This window comes from Sphingobium sp. LMA1-1-1.1 (assembly GCF_040676365.1).
Lineage (GTDB): Bacteria > Pseudomonadota > Alphaproteobacteria > Sphingomonadales > Sphingomonadaceae > Sphingobium.
The window spans coordinates 399,736-423,271 of sequence record NZ_JBEGHS010000034.1; the positions used below are offsets into that span (position 1 = coordinate 399,736).

Consider the following 23,536-nt stretch of genomic DNA (forward strand, 5'->3'; position numbering starts at 1 on the left):
GACGGAAAGTGCGCCCTGCTGCTGCCGGTGAGCGCCGATGCGCCGCCTGATCGGCATCGCCAAAGAAAAGGGCCGGCCTTCCGCAGGGGAAGGGCCGGCCCGGATGTGCAGGAAAATGAAAGGTGTCAGGCCTTGCAGCTCAGCGCGCTCTTGCCCGGCAGGGTGGCGGTGATCTGCTTGCCCGTGCCCTCGACCTTGAAGCCGCCGCCTTCGAAGGGCTTGCCGGCTTCGGCCGCCGTCAGCTTGGTGGGGGCGCCATCCTTTTCGGTGCGCACGTTGACCGTCTTGTCGTCGCTCATGAAGTCGACGAAGATCAGGCTGTTGTCCTTGCAGCGATATTGATGGCTTTCCTTCACCATCGGCGGCAGCTCGACGGGAGCGGCGTTCGCCAGCTTTTCGGCCATGGGGTCGGCGGGGCCGCCCACGACTTCAGGTTCGTCATTCTTGTTGCAGGCGGAAAGCAGCGCAAGCGCCGCCACGGGGATCAGGGGGAGATAATGTTTCATAGCGGTCCTTCTATGTGCACTAGCCATGCCCAGCGTCAACGCAAAACTGCCACAAGTCCGCCAGCCTGTGGCGCGACGTCATGACGTTTTTATGAACAACCGCCGGAATCGGCCGCCGCGGGCCCATGCGGGCTTGACCGGGCGGACGGGGGCCGCCAATGCAGGGACATGGCGCAAGACAGCATGACCCAGCAGGGCGATCCGTTGCAGATGTCGTTCGAAGATGCGTTGCGCGCGCTCGAATCGATCGTCCGTCGGCTGGAGAGCGGGGATGTGCCGCTCGACGAATCCATTTCGCTCTATTCGCAGGGCGAGGAGTTGCGGAAACGCTGCATGGAACGGCTTCAGGCGGCCGAAGCGCGGATCGCCAAGCTGACCATCGATGCCAGCGGTGCGGTGACCGGCGCCCAGCCCTTCGGTTCGGACTGAGCGTGCAGCGTGCGGGAGAGGCGGCCATGAGCGGAGCCGACTCCGTCTTGCCCCCGGCGATCGGCCTGGTGGCTGACCGCGCCGCGGCGGTGGCGGCCGACATCGACCGGCTGTTCGACCTGCTGCTGGCGGTTCCCGAGGATCCGCGCGCGCGCCTGTACGAGGCGATGCGCCATGCCGCCATGGGCGGGGGCAAGCGGCTGCGCCCGCTGCTGGTGCAGGCGGCCAGCGACCTGTTCAACATCTCGCGGGTTTCGGCGCTCCGCGTCGGCCTCGCGGTCGAGTGCATCCATGTCTATTCACTGGTGCATGACGATCTGCCGGCGATGGACGATGACGATCTTCGCCGGGGAAAGCCGACCGTGCACAAGGCGTTCGACGAGGCGACGGCGATCCTGGCGGGCGATTGCCTGCACGACCTGGCCTTTGAAGTGCTGGCGGATGAGGAGACGCATCCCGACCCCTTTGTCCGGGTGGAACTGGTGAAGGCGCTGGCCCTCGCCAGCGGCACCAGCGGGATGGCGGGCGGCCAGATGATGGACCTGGAGGCGGAAAAGACCAGCTTCGACCTGCCGACCGTCACCCGGCTCCAGCAGTTGAAGACCGGCGCGCTGATCGGCTTTTGCGTGGATGCGGCGGCGATCATGGCCCGTATCCCGCCGGAAGGGCGGACGCGCCTGCACGGCTATGCGCGCGACATCGGCCTTGCCTTCCAGATCGCGGACGACCTGCTTGATGTGGAGGGGGACGCTGCGCTGGCCGGCAAGGCGCTGGGCAAGGACGCGGCGGCGGGGAAGGAAACCTTCGTCTCGCTGCTGGGGGTGGATCGGGCGCGGGAACAGGGACGCCTCCTGGTCGAACAGGCAAAGGCGCATCTGCACGGATTCGGGCCGGAGGCCGATCTGCTGCGCGCCATCGCCGACTATATCGTGGAAAGGGATCGCTAGGGGCATGAGCAGGCAGAGGGTGGGGGTCTATCCCGGCACATTCGATCCGATCACCTTGGGTCATATGGACATCATCCGGCGGGGCGCGAAGCTGGTCGACAAGCTGGTGATCGGCGTCACCACGAACATCTCCAAATCCCCGATGTTCACCGACGAGGAACGGTTGGAGATGGTGCGGCGCGAATGCGCCGACATCGACACGGAAATCGTCGTCACCGGCTTCAACTCGTTGCTGATGGACTTTGCCGAATCGCAGGGGGCGAGCGTCATCATCCGAGGCCTGCGCGCCGTCGCGGACTTCGAATATGAATATCAGATGGCGGGGATGAACCAGCAGATCAACGGCCGGGTGGAAACCGTTTTCCTGATGGCGGACGTTTCCTTGCAGCCGATCGCATCCCGCCTGGTCAAGGAAATCGCGCTCTATGGCGGGCCGATCCACAGGTTTGTCAGCCCCGCCGTGCGCGCGGAGGTGGAGGCGAGGGTTGCCGCCATCGGGCGGAAAGGGCAGGGCTGAAGGCTCCACTCAGCCTTCGTTCAGTTGCCAATCGCGAAGAGGGCGCTATCAGGGGCAACTCAGCACCTGGGCAAAATTTGAGGAAAGCTTCATTCATGCGGTTCACGTCGGCGCTCAAGACCGTGGCGATCGGATTCGCCCTCTATGCATCGAGCGGCGCGGCGCTGGCCCAGGGCGGCGGGCGCAATGCCGAGGAAATGAAGAAGGAAGAAGCGGCCGTACGTGCGGAGCAGACCGCCAAGCAGCTCGGCTTGGACCCCGCGTCCAAGCTGCCGCCGGCCACGGTGCCTGTCGACCCCCAGAATATATGGGATCTTGACCTGTCGAGCGGTGGCCGCGTGCGCATCCAGTTGCGTCCCGACATCGCGCCGGCCCATGTCGAGCGGATCAAGGAGCTGACGCGCCAGGGTTTCTATAATGGGCTGAAGTTCCACCGCGTCATCCCCGGCTTCATGGCGCAAGGCGGTGATCCCAAGGGCGACGGGACCGGCGGTTCGACGCTGCCGGACCTGAAGGCCGAGTTCAACCCGATGCCGCATCTGCGCGGCACCGTCTCCATGGCCCGCGCCCAGAGCGAGGACAGCGCGAACAGCCAGTTCTTCATCGTCCTTCTGCCGCGCATGCAACTCGACAAGAAATATACGGTGTTCGGCCGGGTGATCGAGGGCATGCAATATGTCGACGCCATCCATGAGGGCGAGCCGCCCGCCGATCCGACGATCATCCTACAGGCCTCTATCGAAAGCGACGGCAAGCCGCCGGTGACGGCACTGCCGACGCCGCCCGCTCCGCCGGTGCCGTCGATCATCGCGCCCCCGGCCAAGGCGCCCGCGAAGAAGCCGGTGGCGCAGAAGAAAAAATAACTCTCCCCGTCCGGCGGGGCATCAACCATGCGCGTAGACCTGTTCTATTTCGACCTGCCGCCCGATCGCATCGCGCTCCGGCCCGCCTCTCCGCGCGATTCGGCCCGGCTGCTGCTGGTGTCGGGCGATGCGCCGTTCCAGGACCGAATCGTGCGCGATTTGCCGGACCTGTTGCGTGCTGGCGATGTGCTGGTGTTCAACGACACCAAGGTCATACCGGCCCAACTGGAAGGCGTGCGCGGTCAGGCGAAGATTGGCGCGACGCTCCACAAGCGGCTTGGTCTGCGCCAATGGCAGGCCTTTCTGCGCAACGCCAAGCGGGTGCGGGACGGCGACCGGATCGATTTCGGCAACGGCGTCAGCGCTGTGGCCGGCCCGCGCGATGAGGAGGGCGGCGTCACGCTCCGTTTCGAGGGGGATGAGCCGGTCGAACTGTTGCTGGAACGGGCAGGCCGGATGCCGCTGCCGCCCTATATCGCCAGCAAGCGCCCCACCGACGAGCGTGACCGCAGCGATTACCAGACCATGTTCGCGCGGGAGGACGGCGCGGTCGCCGCCCCCACGGCGGCATTGCACTTTACGCCCGAACTGATGGCGGCGGTGGAGAAGGTGGGGATCCGGACTGAAACGCTGACCCTGCACGTCGGCGCCGGCACCTTCCTGCCGGTCAAGGCCGAGGATACGGACGATCACCGGATGCACGCCGAATGGGGACGGATCGACCAGGCGACGGCTGACCGCCTCAACGCGGCGCGGGCGGCTGGCGGCCGGCTGATAGCGGTCGGCACCACCAGCCTTCGCCTGCTGGAAAGCGCAACGGGGGAAGATGGCATCGTCCGTCCCTTCGCCGACGAGACCCGGATATTCATCACACCGGGCTATCGTTTCCGGGCGGTGGACGGGCTGATGACCAATTTCCACCTGCCCAAATCGACCCTGTTCATGCTGGTCAGCGCCTTGATGGGCACGGAAAAGATGCAGTCGGTCTATCGGCATGCCATCGATGGGGATTATCGTTTCTACAGCTATGGCGATTCCAGCCTGCTTCTGCCAAAGCGCTGAGGACGGCGGGCTGGCTGTCGACGCGATGCAGCCCCGTTCCTCCGGCGGGCACGATTTTCTGCGGCGCCGCATTGTTGAACCCTTGAAAGTCGCACTGGCGCGCTGCCATGTCTGGCGTTAAGCTTTTCCTTGATGACGATTGACCCGCTGGTGCTGTTGCAAGCTTACGCGATCGGCGTGTTTCCCATGTCCGATGATCGCGAGGCTGACGAGGTTTACTGGATCGAGCCAAAACAGCGGGCGATCATGCCGCTCGATGGCTTCCACATTTCCCATTCACTGGCCAAGACGATCCGGCGGGAGCGGTTCCGGGTGACCGCCAATCGCGATTTTGCTGCCATAGTCAGGCTCTGCGCCGAAGCCGCGCCGGATCGGCCCTCCACCTGGATCAATCATCCGATCGAGCGGGCCTATCGCCATCTGCATGAAATTGGTTTCGCCCACTCCGTTGAGGTGTGGGAGGGGGAGGAACTGGTCGGCGGCCTGTATGGCGTGGCGCTGGGACGGGCGTTTTTCGGGGAAAGCATGGTGTCGCGGCGCACCGACGCGTCGAAGGTGGCACTCGCCTGGTTGACCGCTCGCATGCGTTTTGGCGGTTTCACCCTGCTGGACTGCCAGTTCATGACCGATCATCTGCGGTCATTGGGCGCGATCGAGATCAGCCAGCGCGACTATCTTCAATCATTGGCCGGCGCGTTGGACGGGGTGGCGCTGGGGGCTGGGCGGGGCGTGCTGGCGACTGGCTCCGGCGTCTGGGCAGAGCTGGCATTCTCCCCGCTGGCGGGGGACGCATTGGCGCGCGCGCCGTCGGGCACGTCACCCTTGTCGCCCAGCTTCACCGTATCGGGGCCGGTTTCGGGCCACGACATCGTGCAGCTCCTGACCCAGACGTCATAGATCGGGTGCTGCACGACGTTGCGGTCCGGTCTTTCCCGGAACAACCAGCCGGAAAAATTGCGGCGCCATTTATTGTCGGCCGTGCTGCGAACGTCGAGCTGAACGAAGGCACCCGTTTCCTTCACATTTTCCCAGGGCGCTGTGGTTTCGCAGGCTTGCAGCCGAACAATGGCATCGCCCACGCGCAGCGCTTCGCCCGGCTTCATCGTCAGGTCGGTGGTGATCCCGTTGCGCTTGTTGAGCAGGCCGATCACCGCCACCCGCTCGTTCATCGGCGTACCGGTGAGGGGAGACTCGTCGCCATTGCGGATTTTCTGCCCCTCGATGCGAACAGGACCGCTCTGGTTCTGTGTCGGCAGGTCGTCGCCGCCGCAACCGGCCAATATCAGGGTACAGCCGAGAATCGGCAGGAAACGTCCCGCCGGGCGCCGCATCATGGTGCGTCGGGGCTCCATGCCTCGTAATCGCCGGTGGCCTTCTGGCGCAGGCCGCCCTTTTCCAGCGCGCCGCTGGGGCGATAGGCCTGGGCGGTGCCGGTGGCGTTGGGGGTGAAATCCTTTTCCCAGATGCGCGGCGGCGGCAGGAAGCTTTCCGGCGCGCCCTCGATCGAATGGTGCAGCCAGCCATGCCATTCGGCCGGCACGCGGCTGGCATCGTTCGCGCCATTATAGATGACCCAGCGACGGATCAGTCCATTGGGGTCCGTACCGCCTTCATAATAGACATTGCCCTGATGGTCCTCACCCACCTTGCTGCCCTTGCGGGAGGTGTAGAGCGCGGTGCCGATGGTCGCGCCATCCCACCAGGTGAAGATCTTGCCAAGGATTCCCATGGGCCAAGCGCTTAGCCGTTGCTGCCAGCGCTTGGCAAGGCGGTTCTGGTCAGCGGGGGCAGAAATTGAGGGGGGTTGCGGGCAGGGACACGGTGCAGTCGCCCCATTGCACATGGTCGCCCTCCCTGATGCCCAGTTCCGCCGCCCTGCCGCCGCGGAGTTCAAGGACGGCGGCGACCGGGATGCCAGCGGAGACCGGCTCGCGGGAATAGGGGGCGGCGTTCGCCTTCAGGAAAGCGATGCTGCCGTCGGTGTGGATGAACAGCATATCGAGTGGGATCAGCGTGTCCTTCATCCAGAAGCTGGCGGTACGCGGTGGGTCCATCGGGAACAGCATGCCAGCGTCAGGAGCGATCGATTGCCGGAACATGAGGCCGCGTTCCTGCTGTCTTTCGGTGAGCGCAACCTCCACCGTGAAACGGTGCGAGCCATCGGCGGTGCGGATGGTGAGGGGCAGGGCGCTGATCTGCCGGGCAGAGGAGGTGTTTTCCGCCTTGGGAGCGTTTGGGGAGCATGCGGCCAGCAGCGTTGCGACAAGGAGAAGGGAAAGGCGCTTCATGATCGGGGAGTAGCGCAGCTTTGCGTTTGAAAACAACATGACTGTCTGGCGGCCGCATGCAAAGCCTGGCTGGTCCGTGCAGCTTATGTCTCCGCTTCCGGTACTTCCCCCGGCGCGGCGTCGACCCAGAGCCGGGCGGTGGCATAATCATGCCCCGCGCGCAGGAAGGCGGCGATCCATTTTTCCCGCTGCCCGGGGTCTGGCCGCTCCTGCGCATAGGGTCCGATCCGCTTGCGGCGGGCAAAGCGGTCGGCGGCGGACCAGCTCTCCTTTTTCGTCTCGGCGTCGGCTTCTTCGCGGTCGGTTTCTGCTATGCCGTCGGCGCGCAGGGCTTCCGCGACCCTGCGCGGGCCATAGCCGCGGCGGCTGAGTGCGCCGCTTTTCATCACCGCATAGCTCGCATCGTCGACATAACGCAGTTCGCTCAACCGATCGACCAGCGCCTGCGGATCGGCGGGCGCCTCTCCCGTCCAGCCGCGTTCCCTGATCTTGCGGCCGAGATAGGCGAGCAGCTTCGCCCGGCTCGTGGCGAAGCGCCCGACATAGCGCAGCGCCAGTTCGCGCAAGGTCTCTTCATCGAGCGGGGGAGGGGAGCGTTTATCGGCCATGGCAATGCTTCATGCCTCCGCCGCCTTGATTATGCCACAGTCGGGCCGGAATTTTACCGCCCCTTATACGGTAAAAGCCCAGGCTGGAATGCAACTATCCGGTGCAAAGAGGCTTGAAAGCTGTTAGCGGCGCGCCGGAATATGACAAACATGACATTGGGTGACACCAATATGACGGGTTCGCAAAGCATGATGGCACCGACGCCGACCACCGACGACCTGCCCCGCCGCTTCTCGGATTTCGAGACGCTGGGGGAAGCGCTGGATTATGCTGCGATCGGGCGGCGGGGTCTGAATTTCCACGATGCCCGTGGAAATCTGGCTCGGCCCTATCCGTTCAGCGAACTGCGGGCCGATGCCGTCGCCTGCGCGCACCGGCTGATCGCCCATGGGGTGAAGCCGGAAGATCGCGTGGCGCTGGTCGCAGAAACGGGCGCCGATTTCGCGCAGCTTTTCTTCGGCATCGTCTACGCCGGCGCCTGGCCCGTGCCGTTGCCGCTGCCGACCAGCTTCGGCGGCAAGGAAAGCTATATCGACCAGCTGAATGTTCAACTGTCAAGCTGTGACCCGATGCTGTTCCTCTTTCCCAAGGAACTGGAGGAGATGGCGGGCGAGTCCGGTCGGCAGAAGAATGTCGAGAGCATCGCCTTCGAGGATTTCATCGCGCGGGATGTCGTGCCCTGCGACCTGCCGCAGGCGAAGGGCGAGGAGATCGCCTATCTGCAATATTCGAGCGGTTCGACCCGTTTCCCCCATGGCGTCGCGGTGACGCATCATGCGCTGCTCAGCAATCTTGCCGCGCATAGCCATGGCATGGAATTGCAGGACAGCGACCGCTGCATCAGCTGGCTGCCCTGGTATCATGACATGGGGCTGGTCGGCTGCTTCCTGTCCGTGGTCGCCAACCAGGTGTCGACCGACTATATGAAGACCGAGGATTTCGCGCGCCGTCCGCTGGCGTGGCTGGACCTCATCAGCCGCAATGAAGGCACCTCGATCAGCTATTCGCCGACCTTCGGCTACGACATCTGTGCGCGCCGCATGTCCAGCCAGACCAAGGCGCAGGATCGCTTCGACCTGTCGCGCTGGCGGCTGGCGGGCAATGGCGCGGATATGATCCGCCCCGACGTGATGCAGAGCTTCGTCGATGCATTCGGCGACGCGGGGTTCAGCCCCACGGCCTTCCTGCCGAGCTATGGCCTGGCCGAGGCGACGCTGGCCGTCACCATCATGCCGCCGGGCGAGGGGATCATCGTCGAACTGGTCGAGGAAACCGACCTCTCGGGCGGCGACGCGACCGAGGGCCGTCCGCAGCGTTTCCGTTCCATCGTCAATTGCGGCAAGCCCGCGCGCGGCATGATCGTGGAGATTCGGGACGAGGATGGCGGCCTGATGAACGAGCGCCAGATCGGCAAGGTGTGGACCACCGGCCCGTCGCTGATGGTCGGCTATTTCCGCGATCCTGAAGCGACCGAAGCCTGCATGGTCGACGGTTGGCTGGACACGGGCGACATGGGGTATCTCAGCGACGGCTATCTCTACATCGTTGGCCGCGCCAAGGACATGATCATCATCAACGGCAAGAATCATTGGCCCCAGGACATTGAATGGGCGGTGGAGCAGCTCCCCGGCTTCAAGCAAGGCGACATCGCGGCCTTCGCGATCACCACGCCGGGTGGTGAGGAAGCGCCCGCGGTGCTGGTGCATTGCCGTACCTCCGACAATGACGAACGCACGCGGTTGCGCGACCAGATCCGTGAACGGGTCCGCGCGATCACCGGCATGAACTGCGTTGTGGAGCTGGTGCCGCCGCGCACTTTGCCGCGCACCAGTTCGGGCAAGCTCAGCCGGTCGAAGGCGCGCAACCTCTATCTGACCGGCGAAATCCGGCCGTACGACATCGCAGCCTGAACCCTTGCGCGGCAGCGCTGGCGGTATCGCTTTTTTCGCCTTCCCGTGCGCCGCTGTTACGGATTGCTAACTGCTTGCTGCTAATCCGACCGGGTGAAACGCGGGCAAGGGCCATCTTCTGAACCGATTTCTCGGGAGCGGATATCGCTTCGAGCCATGATGGGTCTCGTCATTGTGCCGGGCGACGCCGCCGAGCGCGTGCTCGCCGCACAATTGCGCTCGGCCGATGATGTTGCGCTTCTCCGGCAGGCAATGAACGTCTTTGGCCTGCTGTTCCTCTGGCAGGTTTTCGGCCATCATGGATCCGTGCGGGGGCTGACGCTGTGGAGCGCGGCCTTGCTCTTCTCCATGGTCACCGGCGCCTTTTTGCGGCGCAGACGGAATGGCGCGGCCGCAAGCGTTGCCGATCTCCGGCTCCATGGCTTTACCGGGCTGCTTCATGGCCTCATCTGGGCGACCTGCATGATGACGCTTTCCTCGGGGCACGGTGCTTCCCTGCTGGTGGCGCACTGGACGCTGATCAGCTGCATCATGGTTTGCGGCGCGATCAGCTATGCGGCCACTCCGCTGGCGGCGACAGGCTTCCTGCTGCCCTGCATCGTCGGCCTCTGTTTTCTCTTCGATGCGCGGGATCAGACGCCGCTGCTTGCCCTTGCCACCAGCTACGCCCTGTCGCTTCTGGTCGGCTGCTTTCTTTATGCGCGGACTTTCGCCCGGCAGCATAGCGCCAGCGTGCAGTTGGAGGAAAAGAGCGAGGTCGTCAGCCTGCTGCTGCGCGAATATGAGCATGGCGCGTCCGATTGGCTGTGGCAGACCGATCCGGCGCGGCGGTTGAGCGACGTATCGCCGCGCCTCGCCGAAATGCTGGGCCGTACCCCGGCCGAGGTGGAAGGGTTGTTGCTGGTGCAATTGCTGGCAGGCAGTGCGTGGGAGAGCGGCCTGTTCCCCACCGAGCTGCATGCGCTGGCGGGCCATCTGATGCAGCGGGAAAGCTTCAGCAATATCGTGCTGCCGGTTGAGCAGGATGGCGCGGTGCGATGGTGGGAACTGTCCGCCTCCCCACGTTATGACGAGGGCGGTGCCTTTCTCGGTTTTCGTGGTGTCGGCTCCGACATTACCGAGCAGCGGGAATCGGCGGATCGGATCGCGCAGCTCGCCAGGTTCGATCCCCTGACTGGCTTGCCGAACCGGACTCATCTGCGCGACGTGCTCGATCAAAGCATGAGCGGCGCGGCATCACGGGGGCCGGTGCGTGCTGGCTGCTGCGCTTTCCTGATGATTGACCTCGATCGGTTCAAGGCGGTGAACGACACCTTGGGTCACCAGATCGGCGACCAGCTGCTGACCCAGGTCGCGCGCCGGTTGCGATATATTTGTTCCGGCGCGGAATTTTGCGGGCGGGTCGGCGGCGATGAATTTGCCGTGGTCATCACGCAATTGGGAGACAATCAGGACGTCGAAAAGCTGGCTGCCAGGATCATCAATGGCCTTTCCGCCCCCTATCAGGTCGACGAACATACGCTTTACGTGGGCGCGTCTGTCGGATCGGCGGTGTCGCCGCAGGACGGTCATGAATCAGAAGCGCTGATCCGGAGCGCGGACCTTGCCCTTTATCGGGCGAAAGGCGACGGGGGCGGCGTGCATTGCCCCTATGAACCGCAATTGCATGCCCAGGCGGAGGAGCGGCGCCAATTGGAATTGGCGCTGCGGGATGCGCTGGAAAAGAATCAACTGCATGTGCTGTTCCAGCCGGTGGTGGAAGCGCGGCAGGGGAGTGTCGTCGGGTTCGAGGCGCTGGTGCGCTGGACCCACCCGGACATGGGACCGATCTCACCGGCAAAGTTCATTCCGGTCGCGGAAGAGGCGCGGCTGATCGGACCGATCGGCGAATGGGTGCTGCGGACCGCATGCAAGGAAGCGGCATGCTGGCCTGAGGACATACGGATCGCGGTCAATGTCTCGGCCCAGCAGCTTACCCATCCCAGCTTTGTCGGCGCCGTGGTGTCGGCGCTTGCCCAAAGCGGCCTGGAGGCGCGGCGGCTGGAGCTGGAAGTGACCGAAAGCGTGTTCGTCAACGCTGATACCGGAGCGCTCAAGATCCTGGACCAATTGCGAGGGTTGGGCGTCCAACTGTCGCTCGACGATTTCGGCACTGGCTATTCCTCGCTCGGCTATCTCAGCCGAACGCGGTTCGATACGATCAAGATCGATCGCAGCTTCGTGGTGGGCGCATCGAACAACAAGGCCGAGAGTCTCGCGATCATGCGCGCGGTGGTCACGCTGGCCGAAAGCCTGGACATGGCGACCACCGCGGAGGGTGTCGAAACCGAGGCCGAACTGGCGATGGTCCGTGGTTTGGGCTGCCACAAGATTCAGGGCTTCTATTTCGGGCGGCCCATGCCGGCGGCCGAAGCGGCGGCGCTCTTTCCGGCACGTCAGGCACGGGCCAGCGCCTAGAGCGATTTTCGAGCGATCGGAACCGATTGCTGGTTAAAAGCGCGGAAAACAAGCGAACCTGCTCTCAACCTCCTAACGTTTCTGAACCTGCCGCTCGATCATCGTCCAAAGTCCCGCAAAGGCCTGAGCGGGCGGGGACGAACTCGCAAAAGCGCCAAGCGGCTTGCGACGAACAGCCATTTGCTCAACCGCGCTGGCCATGGGAATGGCTGGCCAGCCGGGTTGCGCTTCCAGCGCAGCGCGGTGCAGCGCGCGGCGGCGATCGACCATGGAATAGACCGGCATGATCGGTGGGTGGTTGCCGCCGCGCTGCACCAGATAGCGGGCGACTTCTCCCATGGCCCGCTGGGCCAGGGGAGAGGGGATGACGGGAATAACGATCATGTCGGCCGCCCGCAACACCTGCTCGCTGGTTTCGGTCAGGCCGGGCGGACAATCCAGGATGATGCGGTCATAATCCTTGCCCAGGCTCTCGATCAGCTTGGCGAGACGTTTCTTCTTGTCCATCTCCCGGAACAGATGGTCGAGGCTGCGCAGCGAGGTGTCCGCGGCGATCAGGTCCAGGCCCGGCACGGTGGACCGCTGGATCAGCTTGCGAACCTCCACATTCTTGCTGAAGATCGCGTGCGCGGCATCGCGGCTTTCGTTGTCGGTGGAGATCAGCCAGCTTGACGCGGCTTGCGGATCGAGATCCCAGAGCAGCGTTCGCCGCTTCGAGATGCTGGCCGACGCCCAGGCGAGGTTGATCGCGAAGGTGGTTTTCCCAACTCCGCCCTTCAGGCTGTAAACGGCGATGGTCGCCACTTGCGGTTCCTTTGCCATGTGCGGAGGCTATCTTGCTGCACCGCCAAAGCAAGGGCTGAATCACGGCAATGTTACAGCGTCGTGACAGGGTGGGTCATGTCCGACGACACGGCGGCGACGGCATGAAAAATCCCGCCGCGCGGCAAAGGCACGGCGGGATAAGATGGTTCGTTGCGAAGGATCAGGCAGCCGCCCGGCGTTCCTTCAGCTCCTCGTTCAGCATTTCCGCGAGCAGGAACGCGAGTTCCAGGCTCTGCGCGGCGTTGAGGCGCGGGTCGCAATGGGTGTGATAGCGGTCGGCCAGCCCCTCGTCCGTGATGGCGATCGCTCCGCCGGTGCATTCCGTCACATTCTGCCCGGTCATTTCGGCATGGATGCCGCCGCCGAAGCTGCCCTCCGCCCGGTGAACGGCGAAGAAGCCACGCACTTCCGCCAAAATGCGGTCGAACGGCCGCGTCTTGTACCCGTTGGCTGCCTTGATGACATTGCCGTGCATCGGATCGCAGGACCAGACCACCGGATGACCTTCGCGAAGGACAGCGCGGACCAGTTTGGGCAGGCCGGCTTCGATCTTGTCATGACCATAGCGGGTGATGAGCGTGATGCGACCGGCTTCCCGGCTCGGGTTCAGCACGTCCAGCAGGCGGATCAGCGCATCCGGCTCCAGGCTGGGGCCGCATTTCATGCCGATCGGATTGCCGATGCCGCGCAGATATTCGACATGCGCCGATCCTTCGAACCGGGTGCGATCGCCGATCCACAGCATATGGGCGGAGGTGTCGAACCAGTCGCCGGTCAGCGAATCCTGCCGGGTCAGCGCCTGCTCATAGGGCAGCAGCAGCGCCTCGTGGCTGGTATAGAAGCTGGTTCCGCCAAGCTGGGGCACGGTGTCGGGCGACAGGCCGCAGGCGCGCATGAAATCGAGCGCCTGGCCGATCTGGTCGGCCATCGCCTCGAATTTCGCGGCCCAGGGGCTGCGACCCATGAAATCCAGCATCCAGCCATGGACCCGGTCCAGGCTGGCATAGCCGCCGGTCGAAAAGGCGCGCAGCAGGTTTAGCGTCGCCGCAGACTGGTTGTAGGCGCGGATCATGCGCCCTGCGTCGGGTTCGCGCGCCTCCGCCGTGAAGGCGATGTCGTTCACATTGTCGCCGCGATAGCTGGGCAGTTCCACGCCGCCGATCGTCTCCGTATCGGAGGAACGCGGCTTGGCGAACTGGCCCGCCATGCGGCCGACCTTCACGATCGGCAGCTTGGACGCGAAGGTCAGCACCACGGCCATTTGCAGCAGCACACGGAAGGTGTCGCGGATATTGTTCGGGTGGAACTCCGCGAAGCTCTCCGCACAGTCGCCGCCCTGCAGCAGGAACGCCTCGCCTGCGGTCACCTTGGCAAGTTCGGCCTTCAGGCTGCGCGCTTCGCCGGCAAAGACGAGCGGGGGAAACTGGCTGAGCTGCGCCTCCACGGCGCCAAGCGCCTGGGCATCACGATAGACGGGCATCTGAATGCCCTTTTGGCTGCGCCAGCTTTCCGGCGTCCACTTCGCCGCCACGTCGAGTCTCCCAAAGATCGTAAAATAGGGGCCGCACCTACGCGCAACCAGTGGCCAACGCAAGTTTATAGCAGTTGTGGGCCGGGGGGCGTCATTTCTGGCAAGGATAATGTTCGTTGAGCGCCACGCTGACAAGGACGGAGGCGGGCGCCTGGCGTTGGTCGGGGTAGCGGGCGAGATAGGCCAGGACGATACGCTTCACTTCCTGCGCATCCATTTGGGCTGGCCAGCAATTGGGCTGAGCCCGGCCGATGAACACGTCTTTCTTGATGCCGTCCACCGCACCGACAATATAGGCGGTGCAGGCGAGCGCATATTCCGGCGCCTTGTTGCGGCATTTGGCGAGCAGGGTCGTGCCCGTCTCGAACATATAGCTTTGCGCCGGGGCAACGGGGGGCATTGTCGCCATGGCGCCAATCCCCATGAACGCTGCGGTTGCGGCTTTTAGCATGGGCGGAATATGCCCGCTTGCCTGACATAAGTACAAACGGGCGGGCTGATCCGCCGCACGCTCTGCCTCAGTGGTTGGAACCTTAAGCCGCCTCGAGTGTCAGGCGCCAGTCCCAGCGCAGCGGATCGCCGTCCATGACCTCCACCCCCCGCTCTATCAGGGCGTCGCGTATCCCGTCCGACAACGCGAACTCCTTTTCGGCGCGAGCCTGCTGGCGGCGATCCAGTTCGGCCTCGATCTCTTCGGGCATGATCGCCGCATCCCGGGGCCGGATCCGCAGGTCGGCGCGCCCGATGGTCAGCAGGTTGAGGCCCAGCGCCTGATCGAAAGCCGCGATAAGGCAGAGCTTTTCGTCCACCGGCACCTTCTTCATGGCGATGGTTTCCTCCAGCAGCGGCAGTGCGCGGGGCGTCATCAGGTCATCGCTGATCGCCGCGTCGAACTGTTCGAGCAAAGGCGCGAGCCTGGGATGCAGATTGGCGCGCAGCCAGTCGAGCCGCAGCGACTGCCATGTCACGCCCTCGGCCCGCGCCTTCAGATTTTCCACGCCCATGACAAGGCGTTTCAGGCGGGTGAGCGCGGCGCCGACATTGTCCGCGCTGAACTCCAGCTCGCTGCGATAATGCGCGCCCAGGCAAAGAAGGCGATAGGCGAGCGGATGGACGCCCGCGTCGATCAGCGAGAAGAGGGTGGTGAAGCCGCCCTTCGACTTGCTCATCTTTCCCTGTCGATCCACCAGGAAATTGTTGTGCATCCACCATTTCGCACCGGTGAAGCCTGCGGTCGCCGCGTCCGCTTTGCCGCAGCAGCTGCGGAATGCCTGGTTCTGCGCGATTTCATTGGGATGATGGATTTCGCGATGGTCGATGCCACCGGTGTGGATATCGAACGGATGGCCAAGCCGGGCTTCGCTCATGACCGAACATTCCAGGTGCCAGCCCGGCGCGCCCCTGCCCCAGGGTGAATCCCATTCCATCTGGCGCTGCTCGTCGGGTGGCGATTTGCGCCAGATGGCAAAGTCGCTGGGGTTGCGCTTTCCTGCGACCGGATCGATCCGGGCATGCGCCGCGTCGTCCCGGCCCCCGGCCAGCGCGCCATAATCGGGCACGGTGCTGCTGTCGAAATAGAGGCCCGTTTCCAATTCGTAGCAATGGGCCGGGGCGATCTTCTCCGCAAAGGCTATCATCTGCGGGACATAGTCGGTGGCGACCGTCCATTCGCTGGGAGGGATGATGTTGAGATCGGCGATGTTCTGCTTGAACGCCTGGGTATAATGGGCCGCTATGTCCCAGATGCTCTTGGCCTGGGCACGGGCCGCGGCCTCCATCTTGTCGTCGCCGGCGTCCGCATCCGACGTCAGATGGCCGACATCGGTGATGTTGATGACATGGGTGACGGTGAGCCCCTTCCACTGCAGCGTGCGGCGCAGCGTGTCGGTGAAGACATAGGCGCGCAGGTTGCCGAGATGGGGATAGTTGTAGACGGTCGGGCCGCAGCTGTAGACGCGGGCGTGGTTCGGCTCGATCGGGGCGAAGGGCTCCACGCTGCGCGTCAGGCTGTTGAACAGGCGCAGGGACGCGTCGGCATGCTGCTGGGCGGGGGTGAACTGGTCGCTCATGCGCGCAGCCATGCGGCGATCGGGCCAAGGCGTCAACTGGCCTTGGCATTTGTAATAAATTGTTGCTGGCACGCCCTCCCTCCGCGCCATCCCTTGCATTGGTGCGTCTGCCCACCGATATTGCTGATGCGGGCCGGGCCCCTCTGGTGGTTGGATGATGTGACATCCAGCCGCGATGTCGGACCGCATCGAGTGTGCTCGGTGCAGGTTCGTGTGCCTTTGCCCCCCTCTGACGTTGCACGAAGACCGCGCCGGGCCACTCGATCCGTCAAGACTGGTTTTTTGGATGGAGTGATAACGCCGTGAACAATCGCGTTCCTATGCCGGGCTATGGTGCGAGCCAGACGGCGCAGACCGATGCCGGGCTGCGCGCGCACATGCTGGGCGTTTTCCGCAACATGGGCCTAGGCCTGGTCATCACCGGGCTGGTCGCCGCTTTCATCGGCAATACGCCGGCGCTGGCCGCCGCGATCTTCGGCACGCCGCTCAAATGGGTGGCGATCTTCGCGCCGCTGGCCTTCGTGTTCTTCTTCAGTTTCCGCATCGAAAAGATGACGACCACGGGCGCGCGCATGGCCTTCTACGCCTTTTCGGCGGTGATGGGCGTGTCGCTCGCCAGCATCTTCGTGGTCTTTACCGGCGGATCGATCGCGCAGGCCTTCTTCTCCGCCGCGGTGATGTTCCTGGCGATGGCGCTGTGGGGCTATACCACTGGGCGCGACCTGTCTAAATTCGGATCGTTCCTGATCATGGGCCTGATCGGCATATTGGTCGCGAGCCTGATCAACATCTTCATCGGCTCCTCGGCCATGGCGATGGTGATCTCGATCATCGGCGTGGTGGTGTTCACTGGTCTGACCGCCTGGGACGTTCAGCGCATCAAGTCGGAATATTTCTATTACGCTGGCCATGAAGTGGCGCAGAAGATGCAGGTGATGGGTGCGTTGTCGCTCTACCTGAACTTCGTCAACCTGTTCCAGATGCTGCTCAGCCTGACCGGCGAGCGGGAGTAACAGCCAATGCGGGACCAGGCCGCTGTGTCGGCCATGCTCTGCCCGGTCTGTCATGTGGGGCTCTCCATGACGGACCGGCAGGGGGTGGAGATCGATTATTGCCCTCAATGTCGCGGCGTCTGGCTGGACCGGGGTGAACTGGACAAGATCATCGAGCGTTCGTCAGGCGGCATCCCGGCTCCGCCGGCAAGCTACCGCCCGGACCGGGGCCGCCAGGACGATGGCCGATATTATCAGAAAAAGCGGAAGAAGAGCTTTCTGGAAGAGCTTTTCGACTGACAGAAGCGGCCCTGGTTGCGGACCGTTTTTTTCGGGGCTGCGCCATAGGTGCTTTCATGGAATGCCGCTAAGAGGTCGGATACGGTCCCATCACGACGGATCGCCTTGTTCGAGTGAGTTGCATGCCGCGTATTGACGAAAAGGAATTTCAGCAGGTTACGCCAGTCATATTGGCCGGTGGATCAGGGACGCGGCTTTGGCCGCTTTCGCGCAAATCCTATCCCAAGCAGTTCGTGCCTTTGCTGGGCGAGGAGACGTTGTTCCGCTCTGTCGTGCGGCGACTTTCGGGGGAAGGGAAGGGTTTCTCCTTTGGCCGCCCCGTCGTTCTGACCAACGCGGCCTTCCGCTTCATCGTTGCGGAGCAACTGGCGCAGGAGGGCGCCGATCCGCGGGCCATCATGATCGAGCCTTCGGTGCGCAACACGGCGCCCGCCATATTGGCGGCCGCGCTGCACCTGATGGCGGGCGATCCGGAGGCGGTGATGCTGGTCGCACCCTCCGACCATGTGGTACCCGACGCAGAGGCCTTCCGCGCGGCGGTGAGTCAGGGGCTGGCGGCGGCGCGTGCCGGTGATCTGGTGACTTTCGGCATTCAGCCGACGCGGCCGGAAACGGGCTATGGCTATCTGCAGGTTGTCGCCCGGCCGGATGGATCGGGTGAACCGATCAAGTTGGCGCGCTTTGTCGAAAAGCCGGACGCGCTGCGGGCGGCCGAGATGTTGGCGAGCGGCGATCATCTCTGGAATGCGGGGATTTTCCTGTTCGCGGCGAAGGATCTGATCGCCGCCTTCGAGGTGCATGCGCCTGACGTGCTGGCTGCGGTGCGGCCGGCGGTCGAGGCCGCGGAGGGCGATCTGGGCTTCCTGCGGCTGGCGGCGGAGGCGTGGGACGGCGCGCCGGATATTTCCATCGACTATGCCATCATGGAACGGGCCGACAATCTGTCGGTCGTGCCCTATGGATCGGCATGGTCGGACCTGGGTGGCTGGGACGCGGTGTGGAGCCATGCCGGCCCGGATGCGGTCGGCGTGACGCTAAGCGGCGGCGCGACGGCTATTGATTGCAGCGATACGCTGTTGCGGTCGGACAGCGAGGGCATGGAACTGGTCGGCATCGGGCTCAGCAACATCATTGCGGTGGCGATGAACGACGCGGTGCTGATCGCGGACAAGGCGCGCGCGCAGGATGTGAAGCTGGCCGTCGAGGCGCTGAAGCAAAAGGGCGCAGCGCAGGCAGAGCGCTTTCCCAAGGATCACCGGCCCTGGGGCTGGGTGGAAGGTCTGCTGGCCGGCGATCGTTTCCAGGTGAAGCGGATTGTGGTGCAGCCAGGGCAGTCGTTGAGCCTGCAGAGCCATTTCCATCGGTCGGAACATTGGATCGTCGTCGAAGGAACCGCCAAGGTCACGGTGGACGACGACGTGACGCTGCTGACGGAAAACCAGTCGCTTTATGTCCCTGCGGGCGCGAGGCATCGAGTGGAGAATCCGGGCAAGATACCCGTGGTCTTCATCGAGGTGCAGACCGGCACCTATTTCGGGGAGGATGACATCGTGCGGTACGAGGATCGATACGCGCGGAAGTGAAGTTCACCCGTCATCCCGGCTTGCGCTGGGACGACGGGTCGGGAAAGGGACTTCGGAGTATTTTTCAAGTTGACCGTTTACGGCCAACGGCTCGGGAAATGCGGCATCAAAAGACTGGAGCGTTTCCTCTCACAGGGAAGCTTTAATGCGCTGCGCCCCAGCTTGGGCCATGGCCGATTTCCACCCCCAGCGGCACGCTGAGCTTCACGATCGGTTCGGCAGCAGTCTCCATCACGCGCTGGATAATGGCGCTCGCCTGCTCCACGTCGCTTTCGGGCAGTTCGAAGACCAGTTCGTCGTGAACCTGCAGCAGCATCTTGACCTGGTGCAGCCCTTGGGCCGCGAGCGCCGGTCCCATGCGGGCCATGGCGCGCTTGATGATGTCGGCGCTGGTGCCCTGGATCGGCGCATTGATCGCGGCGCGTTCGGCGCCCTGGCGCTCGTGCTGGATGGATGCCTTGATGCGGGGGAACCATGTCTTCCGGCCGAACAGCGTCTCCGTATAGCCTTTGGAGCGCGCCTTTTCGATCGTGTCGGTGATGTAGAGGCTGATGCCGGGGAAGCGTTCATAATAGCGGCTGATCATGTCCTGCGCCTCGTCGGCGCTGATCTCCAGCCGTCCGGCGAGGCCCCAGCGGCTGATGCCGTAGAGGATCGCAAAGTTGATGGTCTTGGCCCGGCCGCGCGTGTCGCGATTGACCTCTCCGAAAAGTTGCTGCGCGGTGGCGGCATGGATGTCCTCGCCGTTCGCGAACGCCTCCTTCAGCGCGGGTACGTCCGCCATATGGGCCGCAAGGCGCAGCTCGATCTGGCTGTAGTCCGCCGCCAGAATGACATTGCCCGGCTCTGCGACGAAGGCGTGGCGGATTTGCCGGCCGACTTCGGTGCGGATCGGGATGTTCTGGAGATTGGGGTCGGTCGATGACAGGCGGCCGGTCTGCGCGCCGGACAGGCTGTAACTGGTGTGGACGCGGCTGGTGTCCTTGTTGATCTGCGCCTGGAGCGCGTCGGTATAGGTGGACTTGAGCTTGGAAAGCTGCCGCCAGTCGAGGATCCTGCCCGCGATTTCCGCGCCCTGGGCCTTGAGCTGCTCCAATATGGTGACGTCGGTCGAATAGGCGCCGGACTTGCCCTTCTTCCCGCCCTTGTAGCCCATCTTGTCGAACAGGATCGCGCCCAGTTGCTGGGTCGATCCGATGGCGAAGGGCTGGCCCGCGAGGCCATGGATCTCGCCTTCCAGCTTTGCGATCTCGGCGGTGAATTCCGTTGAGAGACGGGAAAGGGCCTCGCGGTCGACCTTGATCCCTTCATGCTCCATCTTCGCGATCACCGCGACGAGCGGGCGGTCCACCAGTTCGTAGACGCGACTGGCGCCTTCGTTCGCGACGCGGCTCTTGAACAGCCTCCACAGGCGAAGCGTGACGTCGGCATCCTCCGCCGCATATTCAGTCGCCTTGTCGAGCGGGACTTCGGCGAAGCTGATCTGGCTCTTGCCGGTGCCGCAGACGTCCTTGAAGCTGATGCATGTGTGCCCCAGGTGAACCTTCGCCGCCTCGTCCATGCCGTGGCCTGCCAGGCTCTGCCCCGCGTCGAGGTCGAAGCTCATGACGATGGTGTCGTCATAGGGGGCGATCTCTATCCCGTGGCGGCGCAGGACGGTGATGTCATATTTGAGGTTCTGGCCGATCTTGAGGACGCTGTCGTCCTCCAGCAGCGGCTTCAATCTGGCGAGGACGAGATCCTTGGGAAGCTGTTCGGGCTTCTCCGCGAACATGTCCTTGCCGCCATGGCCGACCGGAATGTAGCAGGCCGCGTTGGGACCGACGGCGAGGCTGACGCCCACCAGCGCGCAGGACACGCAGTCGAGCATGTCCGTCTCCGTATCGACGGCGACCAGCCCCTCGGCCCGGGCGGCGGCGATCCAGCGGTCGAGCGCGTCTTCCGTCACCACCGTTTCATAAAGGCTGCGGTCGATCGGCGGTTCTTCCTCCAGCACCGGGGCCGAGGGGGCGGCGCGTTCGGTGACGGCGGCGGCTGCGGTCGCGACCGCCACGGCCGCGGCGGGAGCGCCGGCGCGGGCGAGCAGCGATTTGAAGCCGTGATGTTCGAGGAAGGCCTGCAGCGGTTCGAGCGGAATCCCTTTGAGCGTCAGGTCGTCGAGCGGTTCGGGCAGGTCCATGGCATCATGCAGCGCCACCAGCCTGCGCGACAGGCGGGCCATGTCCGCATGCTCGATCAGGTTTTCCTGCATCTTCGACTTCTTCATGCCCGGCGCGGCTTCCAGCGCGGCTTCCAGGTCGCCATATTCGGTGATCAGCTTGGCAGCGGTCTTGGGGCCGATGCCCGGAATGCCGGGAACATTGTCGACGCTGTCGCCCATCAGGGCGAGGACGTCGCCCAGCTGATCGGGCCGGACGCCGAATTTCGTCATCACATATTCCGCCCCGCGCCGCTCGTTCTTCATCGTGTCGTACATGTCGACGCCGGGTTGGATGAGTTGCATCAGATCCTTGTCGGAGCTGACGATCGTGACGTGCCAGCCCGCCGCGACGGCCGCCTTCGTGTAGCTGGCGATGATGTCGTCGGCCTCGAAGCCGGCTTCCTCTATGCAGGGCAGGGAGAAGGCGCGGGTGGCGTCGCGGATCATCGGGAACTGGGGGACCAGATCCTCCGGCGCCGGGGGACGGTTCGCCTTGTAGGCGTCATACATGTCGTTGCGGAAGGTGTGGCTGCCCTTGTCCAGCACCACGGCAAGATGGGTCGGCCCTTCGGCCTTGCCCAGTTCATCGGCCAGTTTCCAGAGCATGGTGGTGTAGCCATAGACCGCGCCGACGGGCTGGCCATGCTTGTTGGTAAGGGGCGGAAGCTGGTGATAGGCGCGGAAGATATAGCCGCTGCCGTCGACCAGATAGAGATGATTCTGAGGCATGGGGGAGGGGATAGCGGGTTATGCGGGGGGCCTCCAGTGGCGTTGTTGGTTGCCGGCGGTGCGGCCGTCCCCCTCATGCCCGGCGAGCGGGCGTCCGGTTTGTTGATCCAAAGGAAATTGGATGCCGGCCGAAGCGGACAGGCCGGCGGAGAGGGCGGATTTACGTCATTTTTGCCGAAGTTCACACCATATGCGCGCGCATGCCCGCGCGCGCGTGGACGGCAGGCCATGATTTTTCACGATGTTTCAAAGAGCGGGCGGGATAGGCCCGCCCGCCTGCTGTAGGACAGCCAAAAGCGGCCCTTGTTGGAGAAATAGGACGTTTTTCGGCCGCTCTGTAGCTTTCCGGTCACGCCATGGGGCGAGGTCGAACTATCTGCTACCAGCTGAGCGGCAGGCTATCGACGGTGATGTTGACGCCCGTCGTGATCTTCGGCCGTGCTTCGGGATCAAGGCCGAAGTCAGGGATGCGTTTCAGCCATTCCTGCAGCATGACCTTGATTTCCGCGCGGGCCAGCATGGAGCCGGGGCAGACATGCGGCCCCGCGCCGAAGGTCGCCTTGGTGGGTGATTTCCGCGCGAAGTCCACCGTAAGAGGGTCGGCGTAAATGGTCGTGTCGACCGCGCCGGTGGGGGTGGACAGCATCACCATGTCCCCCGCCCGCATCGCCACGCCATGGAAATCCATGTCCCTGGCGGCCGACCGGGCCGGGTTGGTGAGCGAGAAGCGGCGCAGGAATTCCTCGATCGCGTTCGGCAGGAGATTCTCATCGGCCAGAAGCGCATGGCGATGTTCCGGCCGCTGGGCGAGGAACCACATGATCTGGCTCATCATCGTTGCCACCGTGTCCAATCCGCCGATCAGCAGGAGCAGGCAGACGCCGACGGCATCCTCGATCCTGATCAGGTCGCCTTCGACCTGCGCCGTCGCGATGTGGCTGATCAGGTCGCTGCCCGGCGCGGCGCGGCGTTCGGCGACACGCTGGCCGATATATTGCGCCAGTTCCGCCATGGCCGCGCCCTTGTCGGCGCTGGCCTGCACCTGCTTGGCGGCGAGCGGCAGGAGGCGCAGCCTGTCCTCCTCCGGCAGGCCGAGCATCCGCATGAAGATGCGGATGGGCAGATGCTGGGCAAATTCCGTCACGAATTCGCAGCGGCCCCTGGGTGCGATCTCATCGATCAGTTCGATCGCCAGCGACCGGGCGTCCTTTTCCAGGTCCTTCACGCGGACAGCGGTGAAGGCCGAGGCGAACAGCTTGCGATAGACCTGCTGGCGCGGCGGATCTTCCTCGATCGGGATCAGCCGGGGACGCAGGCCCATATTGGCCTGAAAGCGCGAATCCACCGAGACGCCGTTGCGCGAGGTGAAGCGTTCCGGATCGGCAAAGGCTTCCATGATGTGGTCGCGGCGCTTCAGCACCCAATGGCCGCCATTATAGGGGGACCAGAATATATCCGGTATGGCCGCATCGTTGAGCCGGCTGAATGCCGTCTGATAATCTTCATCGGCCAGGATCGGGTGGTAGGCGTCGAAATCCGCCACCAGTTCCGCTGGCACATGAGGCGGAATGTCACTGACCTGTGCAGGCTGCGTTGCCATGGGTGTCTCCATCATTTGGACGAAGAGCTAGAAAGGCGGCGCAGGATCGTAAATCCGGCCCATCGTCAAATCACATGGCCGATGCGACGCGCCGCGCGGGATGGCGGCTGCGTCGCAAG

General features: G+C 64.1%; 21 protein-coding genes and 1 pseudogene. 11 read left to right on the forward strand and 11 right to left on the reverse strand.

What is annotated here, in order from left to right:
• Window positions 1-125: 125 nt before the first annotated feature.
• Window positions 126-506, reverse strand: a complete 381-nt coding sequence (locus MRBLMA1_RS15995) for a hypothetical protein (protein ID WP_133653286.1) — start codon at window positions 504-506, stop codon at window positions 126-128.
• Between the two features lie 168 nt (window positions 507-674).
• Here MRBLMA1_RS15995 and MRBLMA1_RS16000 point away from each other — a divergent pair, with 168 nt between their 5' ends.
• The 6 genes from MRBLMA1_RS16000 (at window position 675) to aat (ending at window position 5,221) form a co-directional block, all read left to right on the forward strand.
• The gene (locus MRBLMA1_RS16000) at window positions 675-935 is read left to right on the forward strand and encodes an exodeoxyribonuclease VII small subunit (protein WP_133653287.1); all 261 of its coding nucleotides are present in this window, start codon (window positions 675-677) and stop codon (window positions 933-935) included.
• Between the two features lie 26 nt (window positions 936-961).
• A complete protein-coding gene (locus MRBLMA1_RS16005) occupies window positions 962-1,882 on the forward strand; it encodes a polyprenyl synthetase family protein (RefSeq protein WP_363738006.1) in 921 nt (306 codons plus the stop codon).
• Between the two features lie 4 nt (window positions 1,883-1,886).
• A complete protein-coding gene (gene coaD / locus MRBLMA1_RS16010) occupies window positions 1,887-2,399 on the forward strand; it encodes a pantetheine-phosphate adenylyltransferase (protein ID WP_363738008.1) in 513 nt (170 codons plus the stop codon).
• Window positions 2,400-2,494: 95 nt separating this feature from the next.
• Window positions 2,495-3,262 carry a peptidylprolyl isomerase gene (locus MRBLMA1_RS16015; RefSeq protein WP_363738010.1) on the forward strand — a complete coding sequence of 256 codons (768 nt, stop codon included), beginning with the start codon at window positions 2,495-2,497 and terminating at the stop codon, window positions 3,260-3,262.
• A 27-nt stretch (window positions 3,263-3,289) separates the two neighbouring features.
• The gene (gene queA / locus MRBLMA1_RS16020; protein WP_363738012.1) at window positions 3,290-4,324 is read left to right on the forward strand and encodes a tRNA preQ1(34) S-adenosylmethionine ribosyltransferase-isomerase QueA; all 1,035 of its coding nucleotides are present in this window, start codon (window positions 3,290-3,292) and stop codon (window positions 4,322-4,324) included.
• Window positions 4,325-4,456: 132 nt separating this feature from the next.
• Window positions 4,457-5,221 carry a leucyl/phenylalanyl-tRNA--protein transferase gene (gene aat, locus MRBLMA1_RS16025; RefSeq protein ID WP_363738014.1) on the forward strand — a complete coding sequence of 255 codons (765 nt, stop codon included), beginning with the start codon at window positions 4,457-4,459 and terminating at the stop codon, window positions 5,219-5,221.
• Window positions 5,222-5,256: 35 nt separating this feature from the next.
• On the opposite strand, the pseudogene MRBLMA1_RS16030 reads toward aat, so the two are convergent.
• From MRBLMA1_RS16030 to MRBLMA1_RS16045, 4 genes and pseudogenes are all read right to left on the reverse strand, one after another.
• Window positions 5,257-5,676 (reverse strand): annotated as a pseudogene (locus MRBLMA1_RS16030) (DUF2155 domain-containing protein); the annotation flags it as partial.
• Window positions 5,655-6,053, reverse strand: coding sequence for an NADH:ubiquinone oxidoreductase subunit NDUFA12 (locus MRBLMA1_RS16035; RefSeq protein WP_363738016.1), 399 nt, complete (start codon window positions 6,051-6,053; stop codon window positions 5,655-5,657). The gene MRBLMA1_RS16035 and the pseudogene MRBLMA1_RS16030, both read right to left, overlap by 22 nt.
• A 49-nt stretch (window positions 6,054-6,102) precedes the next feature.
• Window positions 6,103-6,612 carry a DUF192 domain-containing protein gene (locus MRBLMA1_RS16040; protein WP_363738234.1) on the reverse strand — a complete coding sequence of 170 codons (510 nt, stop codon included), beginning with the start codon at window positions 6,610-6,612 and terminating at the stop codon, window positions 6,103-6,105.
• A gap of 83 nt (window positions 6,613-6,695) precedes the next feature.
• The gene (locus MRBLMA1_RS16045) at window positions 6,696-7,220 is read right to left on the reverse strand and encodes a regulatory protein RecX (protein ID WP_363738018.1); all 525 of its coding nucleotides are present in this window, start codon (window positions 7,218-7,220) and stop codon (window positions 6,696-6,698) included.
• A 150-nt stretch (window positions 7,221-7,370) separates the two neighbouring features.
• Here MRBLMA1_RS16045 and MRBLMA1_RS16050 point away from each other — a divergent pair, with 150 nt between their 5' ends.
• Both MRBLMA1_RS16050 and MRBLMA1_RS16055 read left to right on the forward strand, forming a co-directional pair.
• A complete protein-coding gene (locus MRBLMA1_RS16050; RefSeq protein ID WP_363738019.1) occupies window positions 7,371-9,131 on the forward strand; it encodes a fatty acyl-AMP ligase in 1,761 nt (586 codons plus the stop codon).
• A 156-nt stretch (window positions 9,132-9,287) separates the two neighbouring features.
• Complete coding sequence (locus MRBLMA1_RS16055) at window positions 9,288-11,588, forward strand: putative bifunctional diguanylate cyclase/phosphodiesterase (RefSeq protein WP_363738021.1); 2,301 nt, start codon at window positions 9,288-9,290, stop codon at window positions 11,586-11,588.
• Window positions 11,589-11,660: 72 nt separating this feature from the next.
• On the opposite strand, the gene MRBLMA1_RS16060 is transcribed toward MRBLMA1_RS16055, so the two are convergent.
• The 4 genes from MRBLMA1_RS16060 to cysS form a co-directional block, all read right to left on the reverse strand.
• Window positions 11,661-12,410 carry a ParA family protein gene (locus MRBLMA1_RS16060; RefSeq protein ID WP_363738022.1) on the reverse strand — a complete coding sequence of 250 codons (750 nt, stop codon included), beginning with the start codon at window positions 12,408-12,410 and terminating at the stop codon, window positions 11,661-11,663.
• 163 nt (window positions 12,411-12,573) lie between these two features.
• The gene (locus MRBLMA1_RS16065; RefSeq protein ID WP_363738023.1) at window positions 12,574-13,944 is read right to left on the reverse strand and encodes a class II 3-deoxy-7-phosphoheptulonate synthase; all 1,371 of its coding nucleotides are present in this window, start codon (window positions 13,942-13,944) and stop codon (window positions 12,574-12,576) included.
• A gap of 91 nt (window positions 13,945-14,035) precedes the next feature.
• Entirely contained in the window at window positions 14,036-14,353 is a 318-nt protein-coding gene (locus MRBLMA1_RS16070; protein WP_363738024.1) for a Rap1a/Tai family immunity protein, read from the reverse strand.
• A 124-nt stretch (window positions 14,354-14,477) separates the two neighbouring features.
• Window positions 14,478-16,013, reverse strand: coding sequence for a cysteine--tRNA ligase (cysS, locus tag MRBLMA1_RS16075; protein WP_363738026.1), 1,536 nt, complete (start codon window positions 16,011-16,013; stop codon window positions 14,478-14,480).
• Between the two features lie 320 nt (window positions 16,014-16,333).
• Between cysS and MRBLMA1_RS16080 the strand changes: the two genes are divergently transcribed.
• The 3 genes from MRBLMA1_RS16080 (at window position 16,334) to MRBLMA1_RS16090 (ending at window position 18,888) form a co-directional block, all read left to right on the forward strand.
• Window positions 16,334-17,026, forward strand: coding sequence for a Bax inhibitor-1/YccA family protein (locus MRBLMA1_RS16080; RefSeq protein ID WP_363738236.1), 693 nt, complete (start codon window positions 16,334-16,336; stop codon window positions 17,024-17,026).
• A 6-nt stretch (window positions 17,027-17,032) separates the two neighbouring features.
• A complete protein-coding gene (locus MRBLMA1_RS16085) occupies window positions 17,033-17,305 on the forward strand; it encodes a zf-TFIIB domain-containing protein (RefSeq protein ID WP_363738028.1) in 273 nt (90 codons plus the stop codon).
• A gap of 122 nt (window positions 17,306-17,427) precedes the next feature.
• On the forward strand, window positions 17,428-18,888 hold the full coding sequence (locus tag MRBLMA1_RS16090) for a mannose-1-phosphate guanylyltransferase/mannose-6-phosphate isomerase (protein ID WP_363738030.1): 1,461 nt from the start codon (window positions 17,428-17,430) through the stop codon (window positions 18,886-18,888).
• A 142-nt stretch (window positions 18,889-19,030) separates the two neighbouring features.
• Here the strand turns inward: MRBLMA1_RS16090 and polA are convergent, their stop codons facing one another.
• Window positions 19,031-21,817, reverse strand: coding sequence for a DNA polymerase I (gene polA / locus MRBLMA1_RS16095; protein WP_363738032.1), 2,787 nt, complete (start codon window positions 21,815-21,817; stop codon window positions 19,031-19,033).
• A gap of 379 nt (window positions 21,818-22,196) precedes the next feature.
• The gene (locus MRBLMA1_RS16100; RefSeq protein WP_166666371.1) at window positions 22,197-23,417 is read right to left on the reverse strand and encodes a cytochrome P450; all 1,221 of its coding nucleotides are present in this window, start codon (window positions 23,415-23,417) and stop codon (window positions 22,197-22,199) included.
• Window positions 23,418-23,536: the final 119 nt, after the last annotated feature.